Source organism: Streptomyces sp. NPDC040610, assembly GCF_055594065.1.
Genome location: NZ_JBVIXA010000007.1, coordinates 416,322 through 439,522 on the forward strand (window position 1 = coordinate 416,322; position 23,201 = coordinate 439,522).

General features: G+C 74.6%; 1 protein-coding gene. It reads left to right on the forward strand.

All coding sequences use genetic code 11. The annotated features are described in order from the left end of the window. Positions 1-54 precede the first annotated feature (54 nt). The gene (locus ACZ6AA_RS25490; RefSeq protein WP_471460132.1) at positions 55-23,190 is read left to right on the forward strand and encodes a non-ribosomal peptide synthase/polyketide synthase; all 23,136 of its coding nucleotides are present in this window, start codon (positions 55-57) and stop codon (positions 23,188-23,190) included. The last annotated feature ends 11 nt before the right edge of the window (positions 23,191-23,201 follow it).

Consider the following 23,201-nt stretch of genomic DNA (forward strand, 5'->3'; position numbering starts at 1 on the left):
TGACCTGCCCCCACGCACCGTTCGTTGTTCGTTGTTCGTTCTTCTGGAGCTTTCGTGTCCCACCTTCAGGAATCGTCAGCCGCCGAGCTCCGCGCGGGCGACCCCCGCTCGTTCGCCACGTTCCCCGCCCTGTTCCAGGACCGCGTGGCGGCGACACCGGACGCGCCTGCCGTGGAGTCGGGCGACCTCTCCTGGACGTACGCGGAGCTGAACGCCCGGGCGAACCGGATCGCGCACTGGCTCATCGGGCGGGGCGTCGGGCCGGAGCGCCTGGTCGGGGTGTCCTTGCCGCGCTCCGCCGAGCAGGTGGCCGTGCTCCTGGGGATCATGAAGGCCGGTGGCGCCTACCTGCCGATCGACTCGGACTATCCGGGCGAGCGCGTGCGGTACATGGCGGTGGACGCGGCCCCCGCGCTCGTCCTCACCACGCGGGCCACGGCCACGGGTCTGGCCGCGGACCTGTCGGTGGGGCAGGAGGAATACGCGGGTCCGAAGGGTCAGGCGGGCCCGGACGTCGTGGCGGTGGACGAGCCCTCCCTCGTACGCGCGTGGGCGGGGCACCCGGACACCGACCCGGTCGACGCGGACCGCGCCGCCCCGCTCGACCCGGCCCACCCCGCGTACGTGATCTACACCTCGGGCTCCACGGGCCGCCCCAAGGGCGTCACCGTCACCCACACCGGCCTGGCCGCGCTGTGCGCCGTCCATGTCGCCCGGTTCGACCTCACGCCGGGCTCCCGCGTGCTGCAGTGCGCCTCGCCCAGTTTCGACGTGTCGGTGTGGGACCTGGTCATGGGCCTCACCACCGGCGTCACCCTGGTCCTGCCACCGCAACTTCGCCTGGTCGGCGACGAGCTGGCCGCCACCCTGACCCACCGGCGGATCACCCACGTCACCCTGCCGCCGTCCGTCGTCAACACGCTCCCCGCCGACGCGCCCCGGGCCCTCACGGGGCTGCGGGTCCTGTCCCTGGCCGGTGAGGCCTGCCCGCCCGGCCTGATCGCCCGCTGGGCCCCCGGCCGCCTCGTCATGAACGCGTACGGCCCCACGGAGACCACCTGCGCGGCCACGGTGGCCCGCCTCCTGCCCGCACCCCGCGTCCCCATCGGCACCCCCGTCCCCGGCACCCGCGTGCACGTCCTCGACGACCGCCTCGCCCCCGTCCCCGCGGGCTCCCCTGGCGAGTTGTACGTGGCGGGTCCTGGCGTGGCCCGCGGCTATCTGGGCCGCCCCGGCACCACCGCCGACCGGTTCGTCGCCGACCCCTTCGGCGCGCCCGGCGAGCGCATGTACCGCACGGGCGACCTGGTCCGCCGGGCCGACGACGGCCAGCTCGAATACCTCGGCCGCACCGACGACCAGGTCAAGATCCGAGGGCTGCGGATCGAGGTCGGCGAGATCGAGGCGACGCTGGCCTCGCACCCCCGGGTCGCCCAGGCCGTCGTGATCGCCCACGAGGGACGGGACAGCGGCAGGCAGTTGGTCGGGTACGTCGTCCCGGTCGACGCCGACACCGCGGTGACCGGTGGACCCCGTGCGGGGGGCGGCACCGGCTATCTGGATCTCAGCTCGGGGTTCGCGACGGGCGAGCTGCGGACCTTCCTGGCCCGACGGTTGCCGGATTTCATGGTGCCGGCGACGGTGGTGGTGCTTGACCGGCTGCCGTTGACGACGAACGGCAAGGTCGACAAGAAGGCGTTGCCGGAGCCGGAGTTCAAGGGCAGTGCCTATCGTGCGCCGCGCACCGTTGAGGAGGAGGTTCTGGCGGGCGCGTTCGCCGCGGTGCTGGGTTTGGACCGGGTGGGGATCGATGACGACTTCTTCGCGGTGGGCGGGGACAGCATCCAGTCCATCCAGGTCGTCTCGCGGGCCCGTGCGGAGGGGCTGGAGGTCAGTGCGCGGGAGGTGTTCGAGTCCCGGACGGTGGCGCGGCTGGCGGAGGCGGCTGTGGCCAACCGGCTCTCGGGTGCCGCGAGTGTGCTGGAGGAGTTGGAGGGCGGGGGTGTCGGGTGGATGCCTCTGCTGCCGGTCGCGCGGTTGCTGCGCGGGTGGGGGCCGGGCTTCGACCGGTTCCTGCAGGCGATGGTCCTGGACCTGCCCGCCGGGATCAGCCAGGGGCAGTTGGCGGCGACGCTGGGTGCGGTGATCGACCGGCATGACCTGCTGCGGGCGCGGCTGGTGGAGGACGGCGGGGGCGGCCTGGAAGCCGCCCCGGCCGGGTCCGTTGATGCCGCCGCCCTCCTCACGCGGGTGGAGTGCGACGGGGTGTGGGACAGCCAGGCCTGGCACGCCTCTCTCATGGCCGAACTCGAAACGGCGGCGGCCTCCCTGGACCCCGAGAGCGGGGTCATCGCGAAGTTCGTCTGGTTCCAGCCTGCCGGGGACATTCCGGGGCGGTTGCTGATCGCGTTGCATCACCTGGTCGTGGACGGGGTGTCCTGGCGCATCCTGATGCCCGACCTCGCGCTGGCCTGGGAGCAGGTCCGCGACGGGCGCACCCCGCAGCTCGCGCCGGTGGCGACCTCGATGCGGGCCTGGGCCCACGCCCTGGCCGACGAAGCCGTCAGCGACACACGGGTCGCCGAACTGGAGTTGTGGCAGCAGATCGTGGACGGCCCCGACCCGGTCCTGGGCGCGCGGCGTCTGGATCCGGCGGTGGATGTCATCGCGACGCTGTCCGAGACCCGCGTCCAGCTCCCCGCCCCCCTCACCGAAGCCCTCCTCACCCGCATCCCGGCCGCCTTCCACGCCGAGGTCAACGACGGCCTCCTCGCCGCCCTGGCCCTGGCCCTGGCCAAGTGGCGCCGCACCCGCGGCACCGACGAGACCTCTTCGCTGATCCGGCTGGAGGGGCACGGGCGGGAGGAGACTGCCGCCCCGGGCGCGGACCTCTCCCAGACCGTGGGCTGGTTCACCAGCGTCTTCCCCGTCCGCCTCGACCTCGCCGACGCCGACCTCGACGACGCCTTCACCGGCGGCCCCGCCGCCGCCCGCATCCTGAAGACCGTCAAGGAACAGCTGCGCGCGATCCCCGACAAGGGCATCGGCTACGGCCTGCTGCGCCACCTCAACCCCGACACCGCGCCCGTGCTGTCCGCACACGGACACGGCCAGGTCGGCTTCAACTACCTCGGCCGTTTCTCCGCCCACAGCGACATGCCCGCCCACGCCCAGGGCCTGGGCTTCACCCAGGCCACCGACGTGGAAGAACTCGCGGAACTCGACGCCGCGCAGGACCAGGCGATGCCCGCCCCCGCCGAGATCGACATCAACGCCTCCGTCACCGACACCCCCCACGGCCCCCAGCTCACCGCCCTGTTCACCGCCCCCACCGGCATCCTCACCCAGGAAGAAGTCCGCGAACTCGCCGACCTCTGGCACGCCGCCCTGGAAGGCCTCGCCCGGCACACCGCCCAGCCCGACGCAGGCGGCCTCACCCCCTCCGACATCCCCCTGGTCAACGTCACCCAGAGCGACATCGAAGCCTGGGAGGAGCACTACCCCGGCCTCTCCGACGTCTGGCCCACCTCCCCCCTCCAATCCGGCCTCCTCTTCCACACGCTGATGACGGCCGAGTCGGGCGCGTCGTTCGACGCGTATCAGGTCCAGTACGTCCTGCACCTCTCCGGCCGGATCGACCCCGCACGAATGCGCGCCGCCGGACAGGCCATGCTCGACCGCCACCCTGCTCTCCGCACGGCCTTCGTCAACGGAACGGACGGCGGGGACCTCGTCCAGCTCGTCGTGGACGGAGTCGAGCTGCCCTGGCAGGAGGTCGACCTCAGCAGCCTCGACCAGACCCTGGAGGACTTCCTCGCCGAGGATCTGAAGCACCACTTCGACCCGCTCCGGCCGCCGATGCTGCGGCTCTCCCTCGCCCGACGGGACGAGGAGCGGCACGACCTGGTCCTCACGGCGCACCACGCGCTGTTCGACGGCTGGTCACTGCCCCTGCTCGTCCAGGACCTGCTCAGGTGTTACGCCGACGACGGCACCGGCCCGACGGAGCCGCCCGCGCGGACGTACCGCGACTACCTCGCCTGGCTGGCCCAGCAGGACCCCGAGGCGTCCGCCGAAGCCTGGCGGCACGAACTGGAAGGCGTCGACGAGCCCACCCTCCTGGCCCCCGGCGTCCGGGCCGGAGCCGACAGCGCCGGGATCGGCCAGGTCTCCGTACCGCTGTCCCCGTCGCAGGCACGGGAGTTGGCGCGGCGCGCGGCCGAGGCGGGCGTCACCCTCAACACCGTGGTGCAGGGCGCCTGGGGCATCCTGCTCGGCCAGTTGACGAACCGTCAGGACGTGGTGCTCTCCGCCACGGTGGCGGGGCGGCCGCCCTCCATGCCGGGGGTGGACTCGATTGTCGGGATGTTCCTCAACACCCTTCCTGTACGCGTCCGTTGCACCCCGGCCGACAGCGTCGCCGATCTCCTGACCGGCCTCCAGCAGCGGCAGGCGGCCCTCCTGGACCACCACCACTACGGCCTCACCGAGATCCATGAGGCGACCGGCCTCAAGGCGCTGTTCGACACCATCATCGGGTTCGAGTCCTTCCCGATGGACCGGGCGGGCATCGCCGAGGCGAGCGCGGCGGCGGGGATCTCCGTCTCCGGGATCCGCGCGTTCACCGCGAGCCACTACCCGGTGACCGTCTTCGTCTACCCGGACGGGGAGCACCCGCGGCTCGACGTGCAGTACCAGCGGAGCGTCTTCGGCCGGGACACGGCCGACGACCTCGCCGCCCGCTTCGCCCGTGTCCTGCGGCAGTTCGCGGCGGACCCCGCCCTGCCGGTCGCCGCCGTGGACATCCTGGAGCCAGCCGAACGCCGCCGCGCGCTGGAGCGCGCCCACGCGGCCACCGAGCCGGTGACCGACACCACGGTGCCGGGGCTCGTGGCGCGGCAGACGGCCCGTACGCCCGAAGCGGTGGCGGTGGCCTGCGGCGACGTGACGTACACGTACCGGGAACTGGACGCGCGCGCTGACCGGATCGCGCGGGAGCTGATCGCCCGGGGCGCGGGCCCGGAGACCGTCGTGGGCCTGGCCCTGCCGCGCTCCGCGGACCTCGTCGTCGGCATGCTCGGCATCCTCAAGTCCGGCGCCGGATACCTGCCGATCGACCCCCGCTACCCGAGCGACCGCCTCGGCTTCGTCCTCGCGCAGGCGCGGCCGCGGCTGATCCTGACCGACGCCGGGACCGCCGATGTGCTGCCCGCCGCCGATGTGCCGCGACTGTGCCTCGACGAGCTGGCCTTCGACGGCACGCCGACAGCGCCGGTCACCGACGCCGAGCGGCGCGCGCCGCTCGGCCCCGACCACATGGCGTACGTGATGTACACGTCGGGCTCCGCCGGTACGCCCAAGGGTGTCGTCATCACGCACGCCAACGTGGTCAACGGCGTGACGCAGTTGGCCGCGCGGGTGGGTGGCGGTGCGGGGGTGCGGATGCTCGCGGGGACGTCCGTGAACTTCGACGTGTCGGTGTTCGAGACGTTCACGACGCTCGCCACCGGCGGCACCGTCGAGCTCGTCAGGGACGCCCTTGCGCTGGTGGAGCCCGGCGCGCCGGCGGTGGACGTGGTCAGTACCGTGCCGTCGGTCTTCGCCGAGATGGCCGACCGGATCGCCGAGGGGACGGGGGTCGGGGGCGCCTCCGACGGGCCGGGCGCGGGCGGGCGCGCCCCCCGCTCCGGGCCGGACACGCTAGTGTTCGCCGGTGAGGCGCTGCCCGCGTCCCTGGTGCGCCGGGTCCGCGAGGCCATGCCCGGTGCGACGGTCGTGAACGCCTATGGCCAGAGTGAGACCTTCTACGCCACCGCCTTCGCGCTACCCGCCGACGCCGAGTGGCAGGGCGTGGGCGGCACCCCGATCGGCACACCGCTCGGGAACATGCGCGCCTACGTCCTCGGGCCGACCCTCAGGCCCGTGCCGCCGGGTGTGGTGGGCGAGTTGTACGTGGCGGGCACCATCGGCCGCGGCTACCACGGCCTGGCCGCGCTCACCGCCGACCGCTTCGTCGCGGACCCGTACGGCCCGGCCGGTGCCCGCATGTACCGCACCGGGGACCTGGCCCGCTGGAACGCCGACGGGCAACTGGAGTACCGGGGGCGCGGCGACGCGCAGGTGAAGGTGCGCGGCTTCCGGGTCGAGCCCGCCGAGGTCGAGGCGGCCCTCACGGCCCACCCGGAGGTGACGCAGGCGGTCGTGGTCGCCCGCGACGACGGCGGTCCCGCGGGGCGGCGCCTGGTGGCGTACGTGGTCCTCGACGGCGACGCGGCGAGGGCCGGGGGCGGCACGGCGGGGCTGCGGGACTTCGTGTCGGACAGGCTGCCCGATCCTCTCGTGCCGTCGGCGTTCCTGGCCCTGGAGCGGCTGCCGCTGGGCCCGAACGGGAAGGTGGACCGGGGCGCGCTGCCGGAACCCGAGTTCGCGGGTGCCGGACACCGGGCGCCCCGCACCCCGCGCGAGGAGGCGCTGTGCGCCCTGTTCGCGGAGGTCCTCGGCGTACGCCGGGCCGGGATCGACGACGACTTCTTCGACCTCGGCGGGCATTCGCTGCTCGCCACCAGGCTCATCAGCCGCATCCGCACGGTACTCGGCGCCGAGGTGGCGCTGCGCACCCTCTTCGCCCACCCGTCGGTGGCGCGTCTCGCCCCGGCGCTCGCGGACGGGCCGGGCGCGCGGGTGCCGCTGGTGCCCGCCGCGCGGCGGCCGGAGCGGCTGCCCCTGTCGTACGCCCAGCAGGGCCTGTGGGTCCTGGACAAGCTCCAGGGCCCGTCGGCGACGTACAACATGCCGTACGTCCTGCACCTCACCGGCGCGCTCGACGTCCCGGCCCTGGAGTCGGCGCTCGGCGACCTCGTCGCCCGGCACGAGCCGCTGCGCACCCTCTACCCGGCGATCGGCGGCAAGCCCCACCAGCGTGTCCTCGACCCGCGGGAGGCCGCGGTCGACCTGCCGGTGCGGGAGGTCGACGAGGAGGAACTGGCCGCGGCGGTCGCCGAGGCCGCGCGGCACACCTTCGACCTGTCCGGCGAAGTGCCGCTGCGGGCACGCCTGTTCACGCTCGGCGCGGAGCGGGCGGCGCTGGTGCTCCTGTTCCACCACATCGCCGTCGACGGCTGGTCCCTCGCGCCGCTCGCCCGGGACCTCAGCACCGCCTACGCCGCCAGGACCGCGGGCACAGCGCCCGACTGGCCGCCGCTGCCGGTGCGGTACGCCGACCACACGCTGTGGCAGCGCGAACTCCTCGGTGCCGCGGACGACCCCGACAGCCTCCTCGCCCGGCAGCACGCCTACTGGGCGGAGCAGCTCGCGAACCTGCCCGAGCAGGTCACCCTGCCCGGCGACCGCCCGCGCCCGGCCGCCCTCGCCCACACCGGCGACACGGCGACGTTCACCCTCGACGCCGCGCTGCACCGCGGGCTCGTCGGCCTGGCCCGGTCGTCGGGTGCCACGCTCCACATGGTGCTCCAGGCCGCGACGGCCGCGCTGCTCACCCGGCTCGGCGCCGGTACGGACATCGCCGTCGGCAGCGGCAGCGCGGGCCGCGCCGACGACCAACTCGCCGATGTGGTCGGCATGTTCGTCAACACGCTCGTGCTGCGCACGGACACCTCCGGCAACCCGGCGTTCGCGGATCTGCTCGCGCGCGTACGGGAGACGAGCCTGGCCGCGTACGCCCACGACGTGCCCTTCGAGACCCTGGTCGAGCGGCTGAACCCGCGGCGCTCGGCGTCCCGGCACCCGCTGTTCCAGGTCGCGCTCACCGTGCAGAACAACGAGGAGGCACGGTTCGAGCTGCCGGGTCTGCGGGTGCGCGCCGAGACCGTGGGGACGGGGACGTCCCGGTACGACCTGCTCCTGAGCGTCTCCGAGGCTTTCGCGGGCGCGAGGGCGGGAGCGGGGGTTTCGGAAAGCTCGGCGGCTTCGGAGGCTTCAGGGGGCACCGAGGGCCGTGGGGCACCCGCCGGGGTCACCGTGGAGGTCGAGTACTCCACGGAGCTGTTCGACGCGGCGACCGTCGAGGCGTTCGTGGACCGGTGGCGGCGGTTCCTGACGGCCGTGGTCGCCGACCCCGGGGTGCGCGTCGGCGCGGTCGACCTGCTCACCGGGGCGGAGCGGCGCCTGCTGCTGCCGCCCGTGGAGGATGTGCCGCCGCACGCCGATGCTGCGGCGCAGGGCGCAGCGGGGGCTCCCGGCGTGATGACGCTGGCGGAGCTGTTCGAGGCGCGGGTCCTGGACCACCCGGACGGCACGGCGGCGGTCGACGGCCAACACTCCTTGAAGTACCGGGAGTTGAACGAGCGCGCCAATCGGATCGCGCACTGGCTCATCGGGCGGGGCGCCGGACCCGAGCAGGTGGTCGGGGTCGTCCTGCCCCGCTCCTGCGAGCAGCTGGCCGTCGTCCTGGGCATCGCCAAGGCGGGCGCCACGCACCTGCCGGTCGACCCCACGTACCCGGCCGACCGCATCGCCTTCCTCGCCGAGGACGCTCGACCGGCGCTGATCCTGACGGACCGGGCCACAGCCGAGGGTCTCGGCAACCTTGGCGGCTCGGGCGGCTCGGGCGGCTCGGGCGGCTCGGGCGGCTCGGGCGGCTCGGGCGGCTCGGGCGGCTCGGGCGGCTCGGGCGGCTCGGGCGGCTCGGGCGATCATGGCGGCCTTGGCGGCCTTGTCGCGATCGACGCGCCCGACGTCCGCGCGTCCTGGCAGCAGGCGCCCGCCTCCGACCCCACGGACGCCGACCGCACCGCACCCCTCACGCCCGCGCATGCCGCGTACCTCATCTACACGTCGGGCTCCACGGGCCGCCCGAAAGGCGTCACCGCCACCCACACCGGCCTCGCCGGGCTCGGCGCCGCGCTGGCCGAGCGCGCCCGTGTGACCCCCGGCAGCCGCGTCCTCCAGCTGTCGTCGGTGAGCTTCGACGCGTCCGTCCTCGAATACGCGATGGCGTTCCGCGCCGGTGCCGCCCTGATCATCCCCGGCCAACCACTTCTGGTCGGCGAGGAGTTGGACCGCGTCCTGGCCGACGAGCGCATCACCCACGCCTTCATACCGCCCTCCGTCCTCGCCACCCTCCCGCCCGAGACTCCGACCGCCCTCACCGATCTGCGCGACCTCGTCGTGGGCGCGGAGGCCTGCCCGCCGGACCTGGTGGCCCGCTGGTCGCCGGGGCGGCGCCTCCTCAACGGCTACGGGCCGACCGAGATCACCGCCCTCGCCACGATCAGCCGCCCGATGACGGGCGACCGCGTCCCCATCGGCCTGCAGCTCCCCCGCACCCGCCTGCACGTCCTCGACGAACACCTCGCCCTCACCCCGCCCGGCACCCCCGGCGAGCTGTACGTCGAGGGCGCAGGGCTGGCCCGCGGCTACCTCGGCAGGACCGCGCTCACCGCGTCCCGCTTCGTCGCCAACCCTTACGGCGCCCCCGGATCCCGCCTCTACCGCACCGGCGACCTGGTCCGCCGCGCACCCGACGGCCAGCTCGAACACCTCGGCCGCACCGACGACCAGGTCAAGGTCCGCGGCATCCGCATCGAACCCGGCGAGATCCAGGCCGCGTTGACCGCCCACCCCGGGGTGGCCCAAGCGGTCGTGACCGTCCGGGAGGGCCCCGGGAACCGGCAACTCGTGGGCTATGTGGTGCCGGTGGGGTCGCCTGCCCCTGCGGGGTCGTCGACGTCCGTGGAGTCCCGGGCCCTCAGTGACCTGGACGTCGACCTGGCCACCGTGGTCTCCGCTCGTGACCTGCGGCGCTTCCTCGCCGCGCGGCTGCCGGAGTTCATGGTGCCCGCGGTGTTCGTGGTACTCGACCGACTGCCGCTGACACCGAACGGCAAGGTCGACCATCGGGCCCTGCCCGAGCCGGAGTTCGCCGGCGGCGACTACCGTGCGCCGCGCTCGGCGGCGGAGAAGGCCCTCACCGGGGTCTTCGCCGAGGTCCTCGGCCTGGACCGGGTCGGCATCGACGACGACTTCTTCGCCGTCGGCGGCGATTCCATCCGCTCCATCCAGGCCGTCTCGCGGGCCCGCGCGCAGGGCGTCGAGATCACGCCGAGGCAGATCTTCGAGTGCCGGACGGTGGCCGAGCTGGCCGACGTCGCGGCGGCGCGTGGGGGCTCGGGCGCCGGTACGACCCCGGCGGACCTGGAAGTTCTGGAGGAGCTGGAAGGGGGCGGTGTCGGCTGGATGCCGCTCCTGCCCGTGGCCCGCTCTATGCACGCCGGACTCGGGCCCCACATCGGCCGGTTCTCGCAGTCCACCGTCCTCGACCTGCCCGTCGGCATCGACGAGGCGGGGCTCTTCGCGACCCTCACGGCGGTCGTCGACGCCCACGACGTGCTGCGCTCGCGCTTCCTCACCGAGGGCGAGGGGGGCCTGGAGGTCACCGCGCCCGGTTCGGTCGACGTGGCGTCGCTGGTGCGCCGGGTGGCGTACGAGGGCGAGTGGGGCTCGGCCGCCTGGCAGCAGGTGGCGGAGGCCGAACTCGACGCTGCCACAGGGCGATTGGATCCGGCGGCGGGGGTGATGGCGCAGCTCGTGTGGTTCGACACCGCGGGTGTCCAGTCGGCCGGGCGGCTCATCGTCGTGCTGCACCACCTGGTGGTCGACGGTGTGTCCTGGCGCATCCTGGTGCCGGACTTCGCCGCGGCCTGGGAGCAGGTCAAGGCGGGCAGGGCGCCGGAGCCGACACCTGTGGCGACCTCGCTGCGCCGCTGGGCACACGCCCTGAAGGACGAGGCACACAGCGGGACCCGTACCGCCGAACTCGCCCTTTGGCAGCGCGTGTTGGACGGCCCGGATCCCGATCTGGGCGCGCGCCCCTTCGACAGCGCCGTGGACACCACGGCCACTGTGGACCACCTCTGGGTGGAGCTGCCGGTGGCAGTGACGGAGTCGCTCCTGACGACCGTCCCGGCCGCGTTCCACGGCGGCGTCAACGACGGTCTCCTCGCCGCGCTCGCCCTCGCGGTGTCGCGCTGGCGGGACGAGCGGGGCGTGACCGAGTCCTCGACGCTGATCCGCCTCGAAGGCCACGGCCGCGAGGAGCACATCGTTCCCGGCGCGGATGTGTCCCGTACCGTCGGCTGGTTCACGAGCATGTTCCCGGTACGTCTGGACGTGGCGGGGCACGACGTGGCGGAGGCGTTCGCGGGCGGCCGGGCCGCGGGGTCGGTGGTCAAGGCGGTCAAGGAGCAGCTGCTGTCCGTGCCGGACAAGGGCATCGGCTTCGGCCTCCTGCGCTACCTCAACCCGGACACGTCCCGCGCCCTGGAGGGGCGGCCGACGGGGCAGATCGCGTTCAACTACCTGGGCCGGTTCTCCGCCGACGACATGCCCGAGGAACTGCGCGGCCTGGGCTGGAGCATCGCCCCCGACACGGACGCGCTCATCGCCGACCCCGACGCGGAGATGCCCGCCCTCGCGACGGTCGAGCTGAACGCGTACGTCACGGACGGCGAGGGCGGCCCCCGCCTGAGTGCCCGGTTCGGCTTCCCCACCGGCCTGCTCGCCGAGGACGAGGTGCGCCGCCTGGCGGACCTGTGGTGCGAGGCCCTGGACGGCCTCACCCGCCACGCCGCCACCCCCGACGCGGGCGGCCTCACGCCGTCCGACGTGCCGCTGGTCACCGTGGAGCAGTCCGACATCGAGGCCTGGGAGGCGGCGCACCCCGGCCTCATGGACGTATGGCCGCTGACCCCGATGCAGTCGGGCCTGCTCTACCACAGCATGCTCGGCGACAGCGAGCACGACGCCTACCAGGTCCGCCTGGTGCTCCACCTGTCCGGACAGGTGAACCCGCGACGCATGCGCGCGGCCGGGCAGGCCCTGCTGGACCGGTACGCGAACCTGCGGGCGGCCTTCGCGCACGACGCGGCGGGCGAGCTGGTCCAGCTCATCGTCGACGGCGTCGAACTCCCCTGGCACGAGACCGACTTGAGCGAACTGCCCCCGCACGAGCGCGAGGCCGCCCTCGAAAGGCTCCTCGCCGAGGACCAGGTCACCCACTTCGACCCGGCCACCGCGCCGCTGCTGCGGATGTGCCTGGTCAAGATGGACGACAACCTCTCCGAGCTGGTCTTCAGCGCCCACCACGTGCTGTACGACGGCTGGTCCTTCCCCATGCTCATCCAGGACCTCCTGCGCCTCTACGGCTCCCACGGCGACCCCGCGGACCTGCCCCGCGTACGCAGCTACCGCGAGTTCCTGGCCTGGCTCGACCGGCAGGACCACGGGGAGGCCACCCGCGCCTGGGCCCGCGAGCTGGACGGCGTCGAGGAGCCGACCCTGCTCGCCCCGGGCGCCCCCGGCTCCCCCGGCCGCGCCGAGCCCGGCACGGTCGAGGTGCCGCTGACCGCGGAGGACGCCCGCACCCTCTCGCGGCGCGCCTCGGAACTGGGCATCACCCTCAACACCCTGGTGCAGGGCGCCTGGGCCCTGACCCTCGGCCAGTTGACGGGACGCCAGGACGTGACCTTCGGCGCCACCGTCTCCGGACGCCCGCCGTCGGTCACCGGCGTCGACACCATGGTCGGCCTCTTCATCAACACCCTCCCCGTCCGCGTTCAGGCCGACCCCGGCCAGACCCTCGCCCAGCTCCTCACCGGCCTCCAGGACCGCCAGGCCGCCCTCCTCGACCACCACCACTACGGCCTGTCGGACATCCAGCAGGCCGTCGGCCTGGACTCCCTGTTCGACACCATGATCGGGTTCGACTCCTATCCGATCGACACCGTCTCCCTCGCCGACGCGTACTCGGCGGCGGGCGTCGCCGTCACGGGCCTCAGCGCGGTGAGCGGCACGCACTACCCGCTGACGGTGGTGGCGGACGCCGAGCCCCGGCTGCGCCTGCTCCTGCAGTACCAGCACCACGTGTTCGACCGTGCCGCCGTGGTCTCCGTCGCCGAGCGGTTCGCCCGGGTCCTGCGGCAATGCGCCGACGACCCGCGGCTGCCGGTGGGGCGCCTGGACGCGCTGTCGCCCGCCGAGCGGGAGCGGGCCCTGCACGAGTTCAACGACACCGGTCTGCCCGTACCGGAGTTGACGCTGCCTCAGCTGTTCGACCGGCAGACGGCAGCCACGCCGGACGCGGTCGCCGTCACGCACGGGGGCACGTCGTGGACGTACCGGACGCTCGCCGAGCGCGCGAACCGTGTCGCGCACTGGCTGCTCGCCCAGGGAGTCCGCACCGACCAGCTCGTGGGGACCGCCCTGCCCCGCTCGGCCGAGCTGATCGCGGTGCTCCTCGGCATCGCCAAGGCGGGCGCCGCCCATCTGCCCCTCGACCCCGAGTACCCGTCCGACCGCATCGCCCACCTGATCGCCGACGCCCGCCCGGCCCTCACCCTCACCACCCGCGCCACCGCACCCCGCCTGCCCGAGGGCCCGCCCACCCGGGTCGTCGCCGTGGACGCGCCGGACGTGCGGGCGGCGTGGGAGCGGGCGGCCGCGACGAGCCCCGGTGACGCCGACCGCAGCGCGCCCCTCACCACCGCCCACACCGCGTACGTCATCCACACGTCGGGCTCGACGGGGCGGCCGAAGGGCGTCGCCGTCACCCACGCCGGGCTCGCGGGCCTCGGCACGGCCCTGGCCGCGCGGGCGCGGGTCACCCACGGCAGCCGGGTGCTGCAGTTGGCGTCCGCCGCCTTCGACGCCTCCGTCCTGGAGTACACGATGGCGCTGTGCGGGGGCGCCGGACTGGTCATACCCGAGCAACCCCGGCTCGTGGGTGAGGAGTTGGCGCTCTTCCTGGGCGAGCAGCGCATCACACACGCCTTCATTCCGCCCTCGGTCCTCGCCACCCTGCCCGCCGACGCCCCGGACACCCTCACCGGCCTGCAAGGGCTCATGGTCGGCGCCGAGGCCTGCCCGCCGGACCTCGTCGCCCGCTGGGCCCCCGGCCGACGGCTCCTGAACGCCTACGGACCCACCGAGGCCACGTCGGTGGCCTCCCTCAGCGAGCCCCTGACCGGCGGGCACGCCCCCATCGGCACCCCGCTGCCCCACACCCGTCTGTACGTGCTCGACCCGCTCCTGAACCTCACCCCACCGGGAGCGCCCGGCGAGCTGTACGTCGAGGGCGCCGGACTGGCCCGCGGCTACCTCGGCCAACCCGCCCTCACCGCGAGCCACTTCACCGCCAACCCCTACGGACCACCCGGCTCACGCCTCTACCGCACCGGAGACCGCGTCCGCCTCACCCCCGACGGCCAACTCCACTACCTCGGCCGCACCGACGACCAGGTCAAGATCCGCGGCTTCCGCATCGAACCCGGCGAGGTCCAGGTCGCCCTCACCGCCCAACCTGCCGTTGCACAGGCTGTGGTGATGCCACGTCAGGACGAGGGGGGCGACCTGCGGCTCGTCGCCTATGTGGTGCCCGCTCCGTCGGCGGAGCTGTCCGTGGCCGCGCTGCGGGACGCGCTGGCGGAGCGGCTTCCGGGCCCCATGGTCCCGTCGGCGTTCGTCGCGCTCGACGCCATCCCGTTGACGGTCGGCGGGAAGGTGGACCGGCGTGCGCTGCCCGAGCCTGCGCGGGCCTCGGGCGGTGCGGGGCGGGCGCCGCGTTCGCCGCGCGAGGAGACGCTGTGCGCGCTGTTCGCGGACGTCCTGGGCGCGGCGGCGGTGACCGTCGACGACAGCTTCTTCGACCTGGGCGGGCACTCGCTGCTCGCCACGAAGCTCGTCAGCCGCATCCGGACGGCCCTCGGCGTCGAGGTGGCGCTGCGGACGCTGTTCGCGCACCCCACGGTCGCGGGGCTCGCCTCCGCGCTGGGCGACGGCGGCCCGTCCCCGGCGCAGCCGCCGCTGGTGCGTGCCGACCGGCGGCCCGCGCGGCTTCCGCTGTCGTTCGCGCAGCGGCGCCTGTGGTTCCTGCACCGGCTCGAAGGGCCGTCGGCGACGTACAACATGCCGTTCGTCCTGCGCCTCGACGGTCAACTCGACGTCGCCGCACTGGAGTCGGCGCTGAGCGATGTCGTCGCCCGGCACGAGACGCTGCGCACCGTGTTCCCGATGGCCGACGGCGAGCCGTACCAGCACGTCCTGGACCCGGGAGAGGCACGGCCGCCGCTGCGGACGCGGCGGGTGACGGACGAGGAGGTGCCGGGCGCGCTCGACGAGTGCGCGCGGCACGCCTTCGATCTGTCCGCCGACATGCCGCTGCGGGCCTGGCTGTTCGAGGTCGGTCCGGACGAGCACGTCCTTTCCGTGGTGGTCCATCACATCGCGGGCGACGGCTGGTCGCTCGCGCCGCTCGCGCGGGACCTCGCCGCCGCCTACACCGCGCGGCGCGCGGGCCGCGCGCCGGACTGGGCACCGCTGCCGGTGCAGTACGCGGACTACACGCTGTGGCAGCACGGGCTCCTCGGTGACGCCGACGACCCGGACAGCAGGTTCAGCGAGCAGTACGCGTACTGGGCCGGGCAGCTCGCCGATCTGCCCGAGCAGGTCACCCTCCCCGCCGACCGGCCGCGCCCCGCCGCCCTGTCCGGCCGCGGCGACCTGGTCCGGCTCTCCCTGGCCGCCGATCTCCACCAGGGCGTCACCGACCTGGCGCGGGCTGCCGGAGCCACGCCGTTCATGGTGCTCCAGGCCGCGATGGCCGCGCTGCTGACCCGGCTCGGCGCGGGCACGGACATCCCCATCGGCAGCGGTGTCGCGGGACGCACCGACGAGGGCCTGAAGGACCTGATCGGCCTGTTCGTGAACACGCTGGTGCTGCGCACGGACACCTCCGGCGACCCGGCGTTCGCGGACCTGCTCGCGCGGGTGCGGGAGACGAGCCTCGCGGCCTACTCCCACCAGGACGTCCCCTTCGAAAGCCTGGTGGAGCGGCTCAACCCGCAGCGCTCCCCCTCCCACCACCCGCTGTTCCAGGTCGTCCTGGTCCTGCAGAACAACGAGGAGGCGCGGTTCGACCTGCCGGGCCTGCGGGTGCGCACCGTGACCACCGGCACCGGCACGTCCCGCTACGACGTGCTGCTCAGCCTGTCCGAGACCTTCCGGGACCGGACCACGCCCGCCGGGGTCACCGTCGACGTCGAGTACTCCACGGAACTCTTCGACCCCGCCACCGTCGAGGTGTTCGTCGCCCGCTGGGAGCGGCTGCTGCGGGCCGTGGTGGCCGATCCGGGGCTGCGGATCGGTGCCGCCGACCTGCTCACCGGTGCCGAGCGCGCGGAGCTGCTCGCGGCGCCGGGGCGGGCCGGGGCGGACGTGCCGCCCCCGGCGACCTGGCCCGAGCTGTTCGAGGCCGCGGTGCGGGCGGCGCCGCAGGCCACGGCCGTGGAGTCGGGCAAACTCCTGTGGTCGTACGCGGAGTTGAACGAGCGGGCCAACCGGATCGCGCACTGGCTCATCGGGCAGGGCATCGGCCCGGAGGACCTGGTGGGGGTGGCCCTGCCCCGCTCGTGCGAGCAGGTCGCGGCCGTCCTCGGCATCTCCAAGGCGGGCGCCGCCCACCTGCCGATCGACCCGGAACACCCGGCGGACCGCGTCGCCCAGCTCGTCGAGGACGCGCGTCCCGCGCTCGTCCTCACCACCCGCGAGACCACCCGGCGCCTGCCCTGCGCCCTGCCCGCGCGGCTGGCCGCCGTGGACGCCCCGGAGACGCAAGCGGCCTGGGCGCGGTCGGCCGCGACCGACCCCACCGACGCCGACCGCACCACCGCGCTGACGCCCGCCCACCCGGCGTACGTCATCTACACCTCGGGCTCCACCGGCCGCCCCAAGGGAGTCACCCTGACCCACGCGGGCCTGGCCCCGCTGCGCGCCACCCAGCTGCGGGACCTCGCGCCGGGCCCGGGCGCCCGGGTGCTCCAGGCGGCGTCCACGGGCTTCGACGTGGCGGTGTGGGACCTGCTCGCGGGCCTGACGACCGGCGCGACGCTGGTTCTGCCCCCGCAACCGCGGCTTGCCGGGGACGAGTTGGCGCGGACCCTGGCGGGCCGCCGCATCACGCATGTCACGCTGCCGCCGTCCGTCGTCGCCACCCTGCCCGCCGACGCCCCCGAGACGCTCGGCGAGCTGCGGGTCCTGACGGTGGCCGGGGAGGCGTGCCCGCCGGACCTCGCGGCCCGGTGGGCGCCCGGCCGCCGCCTCCTGAACGGCTACGGCCCCACGGAGATCACCTGCGACGCCACCATGGCGCGGCTCACCCCCGGCTCCCGCGTGCCCATCGGCACCGCCGCCGTCGGCACCCGCCTGTACGTCCTCGACGAACGCCTCGGCCTCGCCCCGGCCGGCGTCCCGGGCGAGCTGTACGTGGCGGGCCCCGGCCTCGCGCGCGGCTATCGGGGGCGGGCCGCGCTGACGGCGGAGCGGTTCGTCGCCGATCCGTACGGGCCCGCGGGATCCCGCATGTACCGCACGGGCGACCTGGTCCGGCGGGCCGCCGACGGGCAGTTGGAGTATCTGGGCCGCGGCGACGAACAGCTCAAGATCCGCGGGTTCCGCGTCGAGCCCGGTGAGGTCCAGGCGGCCCTCACCGAGCAGCCCGGCGTGGCCCGCGCGGTCGTCACCGCCCAGGACACGGACGCCGGTGACCGGCAGCTGATCGCGTACGTGGTGCCCGCCACCGACGACGACACCGGCGAACGGCACGTCACGCAGTGGCGACGCGTCTACGACGCCGTGTACTCCGAGGCGCCCGACGTGCCGCTCGGCACCGACTTCCACGGCTGGAACAGCACGTACACCGGCCGTCCGCTGCCCGTCGAGGAGATGCGGGAGTGGCGCGACGCCACCGTCGCCCTCGTCCGCGAGCACCGGCCGCGCCACGTCCTGGAGATCGGCGCGGGCTCGGGGCTGCTCCTGGGGCCGCTGGCGCCGGACGTGGAGTCGTACTGGGCGACGGACCTGTCCGCCGCGGCCGTGGACCGGCTCACCGCGCTGACCGAGCACTGGGACCACGTGCGCGTACGCCGGCAGCCCGCGCACGACTTCACGGGGCTGCCCGCCGGGCACTTCGACACGATCGTCCTGAACTCGGTGCTCCAGTACTTCCCCGGCCACCCCTATCTGACGGGCGTCCTGGACCAGGCCCTGAAGCACCTCGCGCCCGGCGGCCGCGTCATCGTCGGCGACGTCCGCCACCACGGGCTGCTCCCGGCCCTGCAGACCGCCGCGCACGCACCGCGGGAAGGCGTCACGACGACGCCGGGACTGTACGACGCCGTGCAGCGCTCCGTGCTCACTGAGGCGGAACTCCTCGTCCACCCCGGCTACTTCACCGCCTACGCGCACCGCCACCCGGCCGCCACGGGCGTCGACATCCGCCTCAAGCGGGCCACCGCGCACAACGAGCTGAGCCGCCACCGCTACGACGCCGTCCTGCACACCACGCCCCGCCCGGCCGACCTCGGCACCGCCCCCACCCGCCCCTGGCCCGCGGACGGCGGCCCCGCCGACGCCGCCGCCACCCTGTCCGCACTCACGGCCGCCGTCGAGGGGCCGCTGCGCGTCACCGGCATCCCCAACGCGCGCCTCACCCGCGAAGTCGCCGCCCACCGCGCCGCGTCGGGCCACACGCCGCTGGAGCACATCCGGCAGCTCCTCGCCCACGCCGACGCCGAGGCCGTAGACCCCGAGGACGTCCACCGCTGGGCGCGGGAGCGGGGCCGCACGGTCCGCACCACGTGGAGCGGGGACGCCCTGGACGCCTTCGACGCGGTGATCCTGCCGCCGGGCGCCGACGGAGCGCACGTCGGCACATACGACTGCCCCGCCCCGCCCGCGGTGCCCGCCAACGCCCCCGCGGGTACGGCGGCGACCGCGGACCTGCTCGCCGCCGTGCGGCGGCGCCTGAAGGACCGGCTGCCCGCGCCGATGGTGCCGTCGGCGCTCGTCCCCATCACGGAGGTGCCGCTCACGCCCAACGGGAAGATCAACCTCCGGGCGCTGCCGGGACCCGACCACCGTTCCGCCGGAGACGGACGGGTCCCGCGCACACCCCGCGAGGAGATCCTGTGCGCCCTGTTCGCCGAGGCACTCGGGCTGCCCGCGCCCGTCACCGTCGACGACGACTTCTTCGACCTGGGCGGGCACTCGCTGCTCGCCACGAAGCTCATCAGCCGCATCCGCACGGCCCTCGACGCCGAGCTGCCGCTGCGGCTGCTCTTCGCCCACCCCACGGTCGCCGGGCTCGCCCCGCACCTGGACACGGCCCCGCACGCCCGGACCCCGCTGGCGCCCGCGGCGCGGGGGCCCGAGCGGCTTCCGCTGTCCTTCGCCCAGCAACGCCTGTGGTTCCTGCACCAGTTGGAGGGCCCGTCGCCGACGTACAACATGCCGTTCGTCCTGCGTCTCACCGGTGACCTCGACGTCCCGGCCCTGACGGCGGCGCTCGGCGACGTCGTGGCGCGGCACGAGACCCTGCGTACCGTCTTCCCCGTCACCGACGGCAAGCCCCACCAGCATGTCCTCGACCCGCACGAGGCGCCGCTCGAGCTGCCCGTGCGGCGAGTCCGTGAGGAAGAGCTGACGGCGGCCGTCGCGGCCGCGGCGCGGCATGCCTTCTCCCTGACCGACGAACTGCCCCTGCGCGCCCGGCTGTTCACCCTCGGCCCGACGCGGTCGGTGCTTGTGCTCGTGCTCCATCACATCGCCGCCGACGGCTGGTCCCTGACCCCGCTCGCCCGGGACCTCACGACCGCGTACACCGCGCGGCGCGCGGGCGGCGCGCCGGACTGGGCACCGCTGCCGGTGCAGTACGCGGACTACACGCTGTGGCAGCACGATCTCCTCGGCGACGCCGACGACCCGGAAAGCCGCTACGGCAGGCAGCACGCCTACTGGGCCGAGCGGCTCGCCGGGCTGCCCGAGGAGGTGACCCTGCCCGCCGACCGGCCGCGCCCGGCCAGCCCGGAGCACACCGGTGAGTTCACCCGGTTCACCGTGGACGCGCGCCTGCACCAGCGGGTGACGGAGCTGGCCCGCTCCGCCGGGGCCACCGTGCAGATGGTGTTCCAGGCGGCGATGGCGGCGCTCCTGACCCGGCTCGGGGCGGGCGACGACATCGCGATCGGCACGCCGGTCGCGGGGCGCACCGACGCGGGCCTCGACGACCTCGTCGGGTTCTTCGTGAACACGCTGGTGCTGCGCACGGACACCTCCGGCAACCCGGCGTTCGCGGATCTCCTCGCGCGGGTGCGGGAGGCCAGCCTCGCCGCGTACGCCCACCAGGACGTGCCGTTCGAGAGCCTCGTGGAGAAGCTGAACCCGCGGCGCTCGGCGTCCCGGCACCCGCTGTTCCAGGTCGCGCTCGCCCTGCAGAACAACGAGCAGGCCCACTTCGACCTGCCCGGCCTGCGGGTGCGCACGGAGGGCGCGGCGACCGGCACGTCCCGGTACGACCTGCTGCTCACCCTGTCCGAGACGTTCGAGGGCCGGGCCACGCCCGCGGGTCTGGTGATCGGCGTCGAGTACTCCACGGAGCTGTTCGACGCGGCGACCGTCGAGGCGTTCGTGGACCGCTGGCGGCGGCTCCTCTCAGCCGTGGTCGCCGACCCCGCGCTGCGCATCGGCGACGCCGATCTGCTCACGACGGCGGAGCGCGACCTGCTCCTGGCTCCTCGGGAGCAGCCGGACGAGGCCGGGGTGGAGCCCCTGACCCTGCCCGCGCTCTTCCAGGCCGGGGCGCGGGCGACGCCGGACGCGTCGGCGGTCGTGGACGGGCCGCGCACCTGGTCCTACGGGGAGTTGAACGAGCGGGCCAACCGGATCGCGCACTGGCTCATCGGGCAGGGCGTCGGCCCGGAGCAGCCGGTGGGCGTGGCCCTGCCCCGCTCCGGCGAGCAGATCGCCGCCGTCCTCGGCATCGCCAAGGCGGGCGCCGCGCATCTGCCCGTGGACCCGTCCTACCCCGCCGACCGCATCGCCTTCCTCACCGCCGACGCCCGTCCCGCGCTCGTCCTCACCGACCGGCCCACGGCCCGGGACCTCCCCCAGGAGCTGCCCGCGCGCCTGGTCCACCTCGACGCGCCGGACGTGCGTGACGCCCTGGCGCAGGCGCCGGCCACCGACCCCACGGACGCCGACCGGGCGAAGCCCCTGACTCCCGCGCACCTCGCGTACGTCATCCACACGTCGGGCTCGACGGGGCGGCCGAAGGGTGTCGCGGCCACGCACTCGGGGCTCGCGGGGCTCGGCACGGCGCTTGCCGTGCGGGCAGAGGTGACCGCCGACAGCAGGGTGCTCCAGCTGTCGTCGGCGAGCTTCGACGCGTCCGTCCTGGAGTACGCGATGGCCTTCCGCGCCGGGGCCACCCTCGTCGTGCCCGACCAACACCGGCTCGCGGGCGCGGAGTTGGCGCGCGTCCTGGCCGAGCAGCGGATCACGCACGCCTTCATCCCGCCCTCGGTCCTCGCCACCCTGCCCGCCGACGCCCCGCGCGCCCTCACCGAGCTGCGGGGGCTCATGGTCGGCGCCGAGGCCTGCCCGCCGGACCTCGTCGCCCGCTGGGCGCCCGGCCGACGGCTCCTCAACGGCTACGGCCCCACCGAGACCACGGCCCTCGCCACGATCAGCCGCCCCCTGGAGGACGGCCGCGCCCCCATCGGCGTACCGCTGCCGCGGACCCGTCTGCACGTCCTCGACGAGCATCTGGGCCTCACACCGCCCGGCACCCCCGGCGAGCTGTACATCGAGGGCGCCGGGCTGGCCCGCGGCTACCTCGGCCAACCCGCCCTGACGGCAAGCCACTTCATCGCCAACCCCTACGGACCACCCGGCTCACGGCTGTACCGCACCGGAGACCGTGTCCGCCTCGCTCCCGACGGCCAACTCCACTACCTCGGCCGCACCGACGACCAGGTCAAGATCCGCGGCTTCCGCATCGAGCCCGGCGAAGTCCAGGCCGCTCTCACCGCCCAACCTACCGTTGGCCAGGCGGTGGTGACGGCTCGTCAGGCAGATGCGGAGGACCTGCGGCTCATCGCGTACGTCGTGCCCGCCGTGCCCGGCGAACTGCCCCTGGCCGACCTCCGGACGGCGCTCCAGGAGCAACTCCCGGCGCACCTGGTCCCGTCCGCGATCGTCCCCCTCGACGCCGTCCCGCTCACCCCGAACGGGAAGGTCGACCGGCGTGCCCTGCCCGCGCCCGGGCTCCCCGCGACCGCCGGGGGGCGGGCGCCGCGCTCGCCGCGCGAGGAGATCCTGTGCACGCTGTTCGCCGAGGTCCTCGGCATCGGCGAGGTCGGCGTCGACGACAGCTTCTTCGACCTGGGCGGCCACTCGCTGCTCGCCACGACCCTCATCAGCCGCATCCGTACGACCCTCGGCGCCGAGGTGCCGCTGCGGGTCGTCTTCGTGCACGCGACGCCCGCCCGGCTCGCCGCCCACCTCGACGACGCCACGGACGGCGACGGTTCCCTGGACGTCCTGCTTCCGCTGCGCACCGGCGGGGACATGCCGCCGCTGTTCTGTGTGCACCAGGGCGGCGGCGACAGCTGGAGCTACGCCCATCTGCTGCCGCTGCTCAGCGCCGACTTCCCCGTCTACGGCCTGCAGTCACGGCTGCTGCGGCACCCCGACGACGTGCCCGCGAGCATCGACGAGATCGCGGCGGACTGCGTCGCGCAGATGCGGCGCGTCCAGCCCACGGGCCCGTACCACCTGCTCGGGCACTCCTTCGGCGGCATCGTCTCGCACGCCATGGCCGCGCTCCTCGAACGGTCCGGCGAACGCGTCGAGGTCATCGTCTGTCTGGACAGCGAACCCGCGCGGCCCGTCCCGGACCACGAGCTGGAGCGGATGGACGACACCGGCCGCATCTACGCGACGCTGCTCGAACTGATGGGCGCCGAGCCGGACACCGACCGCCTCACCTACGAACAGTTCACGGAGGCGGCACGGACCACCGGCACGGCTCTCGGCTCGCTGTCGGAGGAGGAGGTGGCGGCGCTGGTGCGGCGGACCCGGCACTTCGTGCGGCTGGCCGGGCGGCACCGGCACGAACGGGTCGCCACCGACATGCTCCTGTTCGCGGCCACCGACCGGGAGCCGCCGCTCGTCACCGCGGAGATGTGGCGCGGGTACGTCGCAGGGGACATCACCCGGCACCTCGTCCGCTCCAAGCACCACACCCTCGTACGTCCGGACGTCCTGCGCTCGCTCGTGCCGGTCATCGAGGAACGGCTGCGGCGGTCCGCAGGGGCGCCGGACGGGCCGCGGCCCGCGTGAGCGCCGCCGCC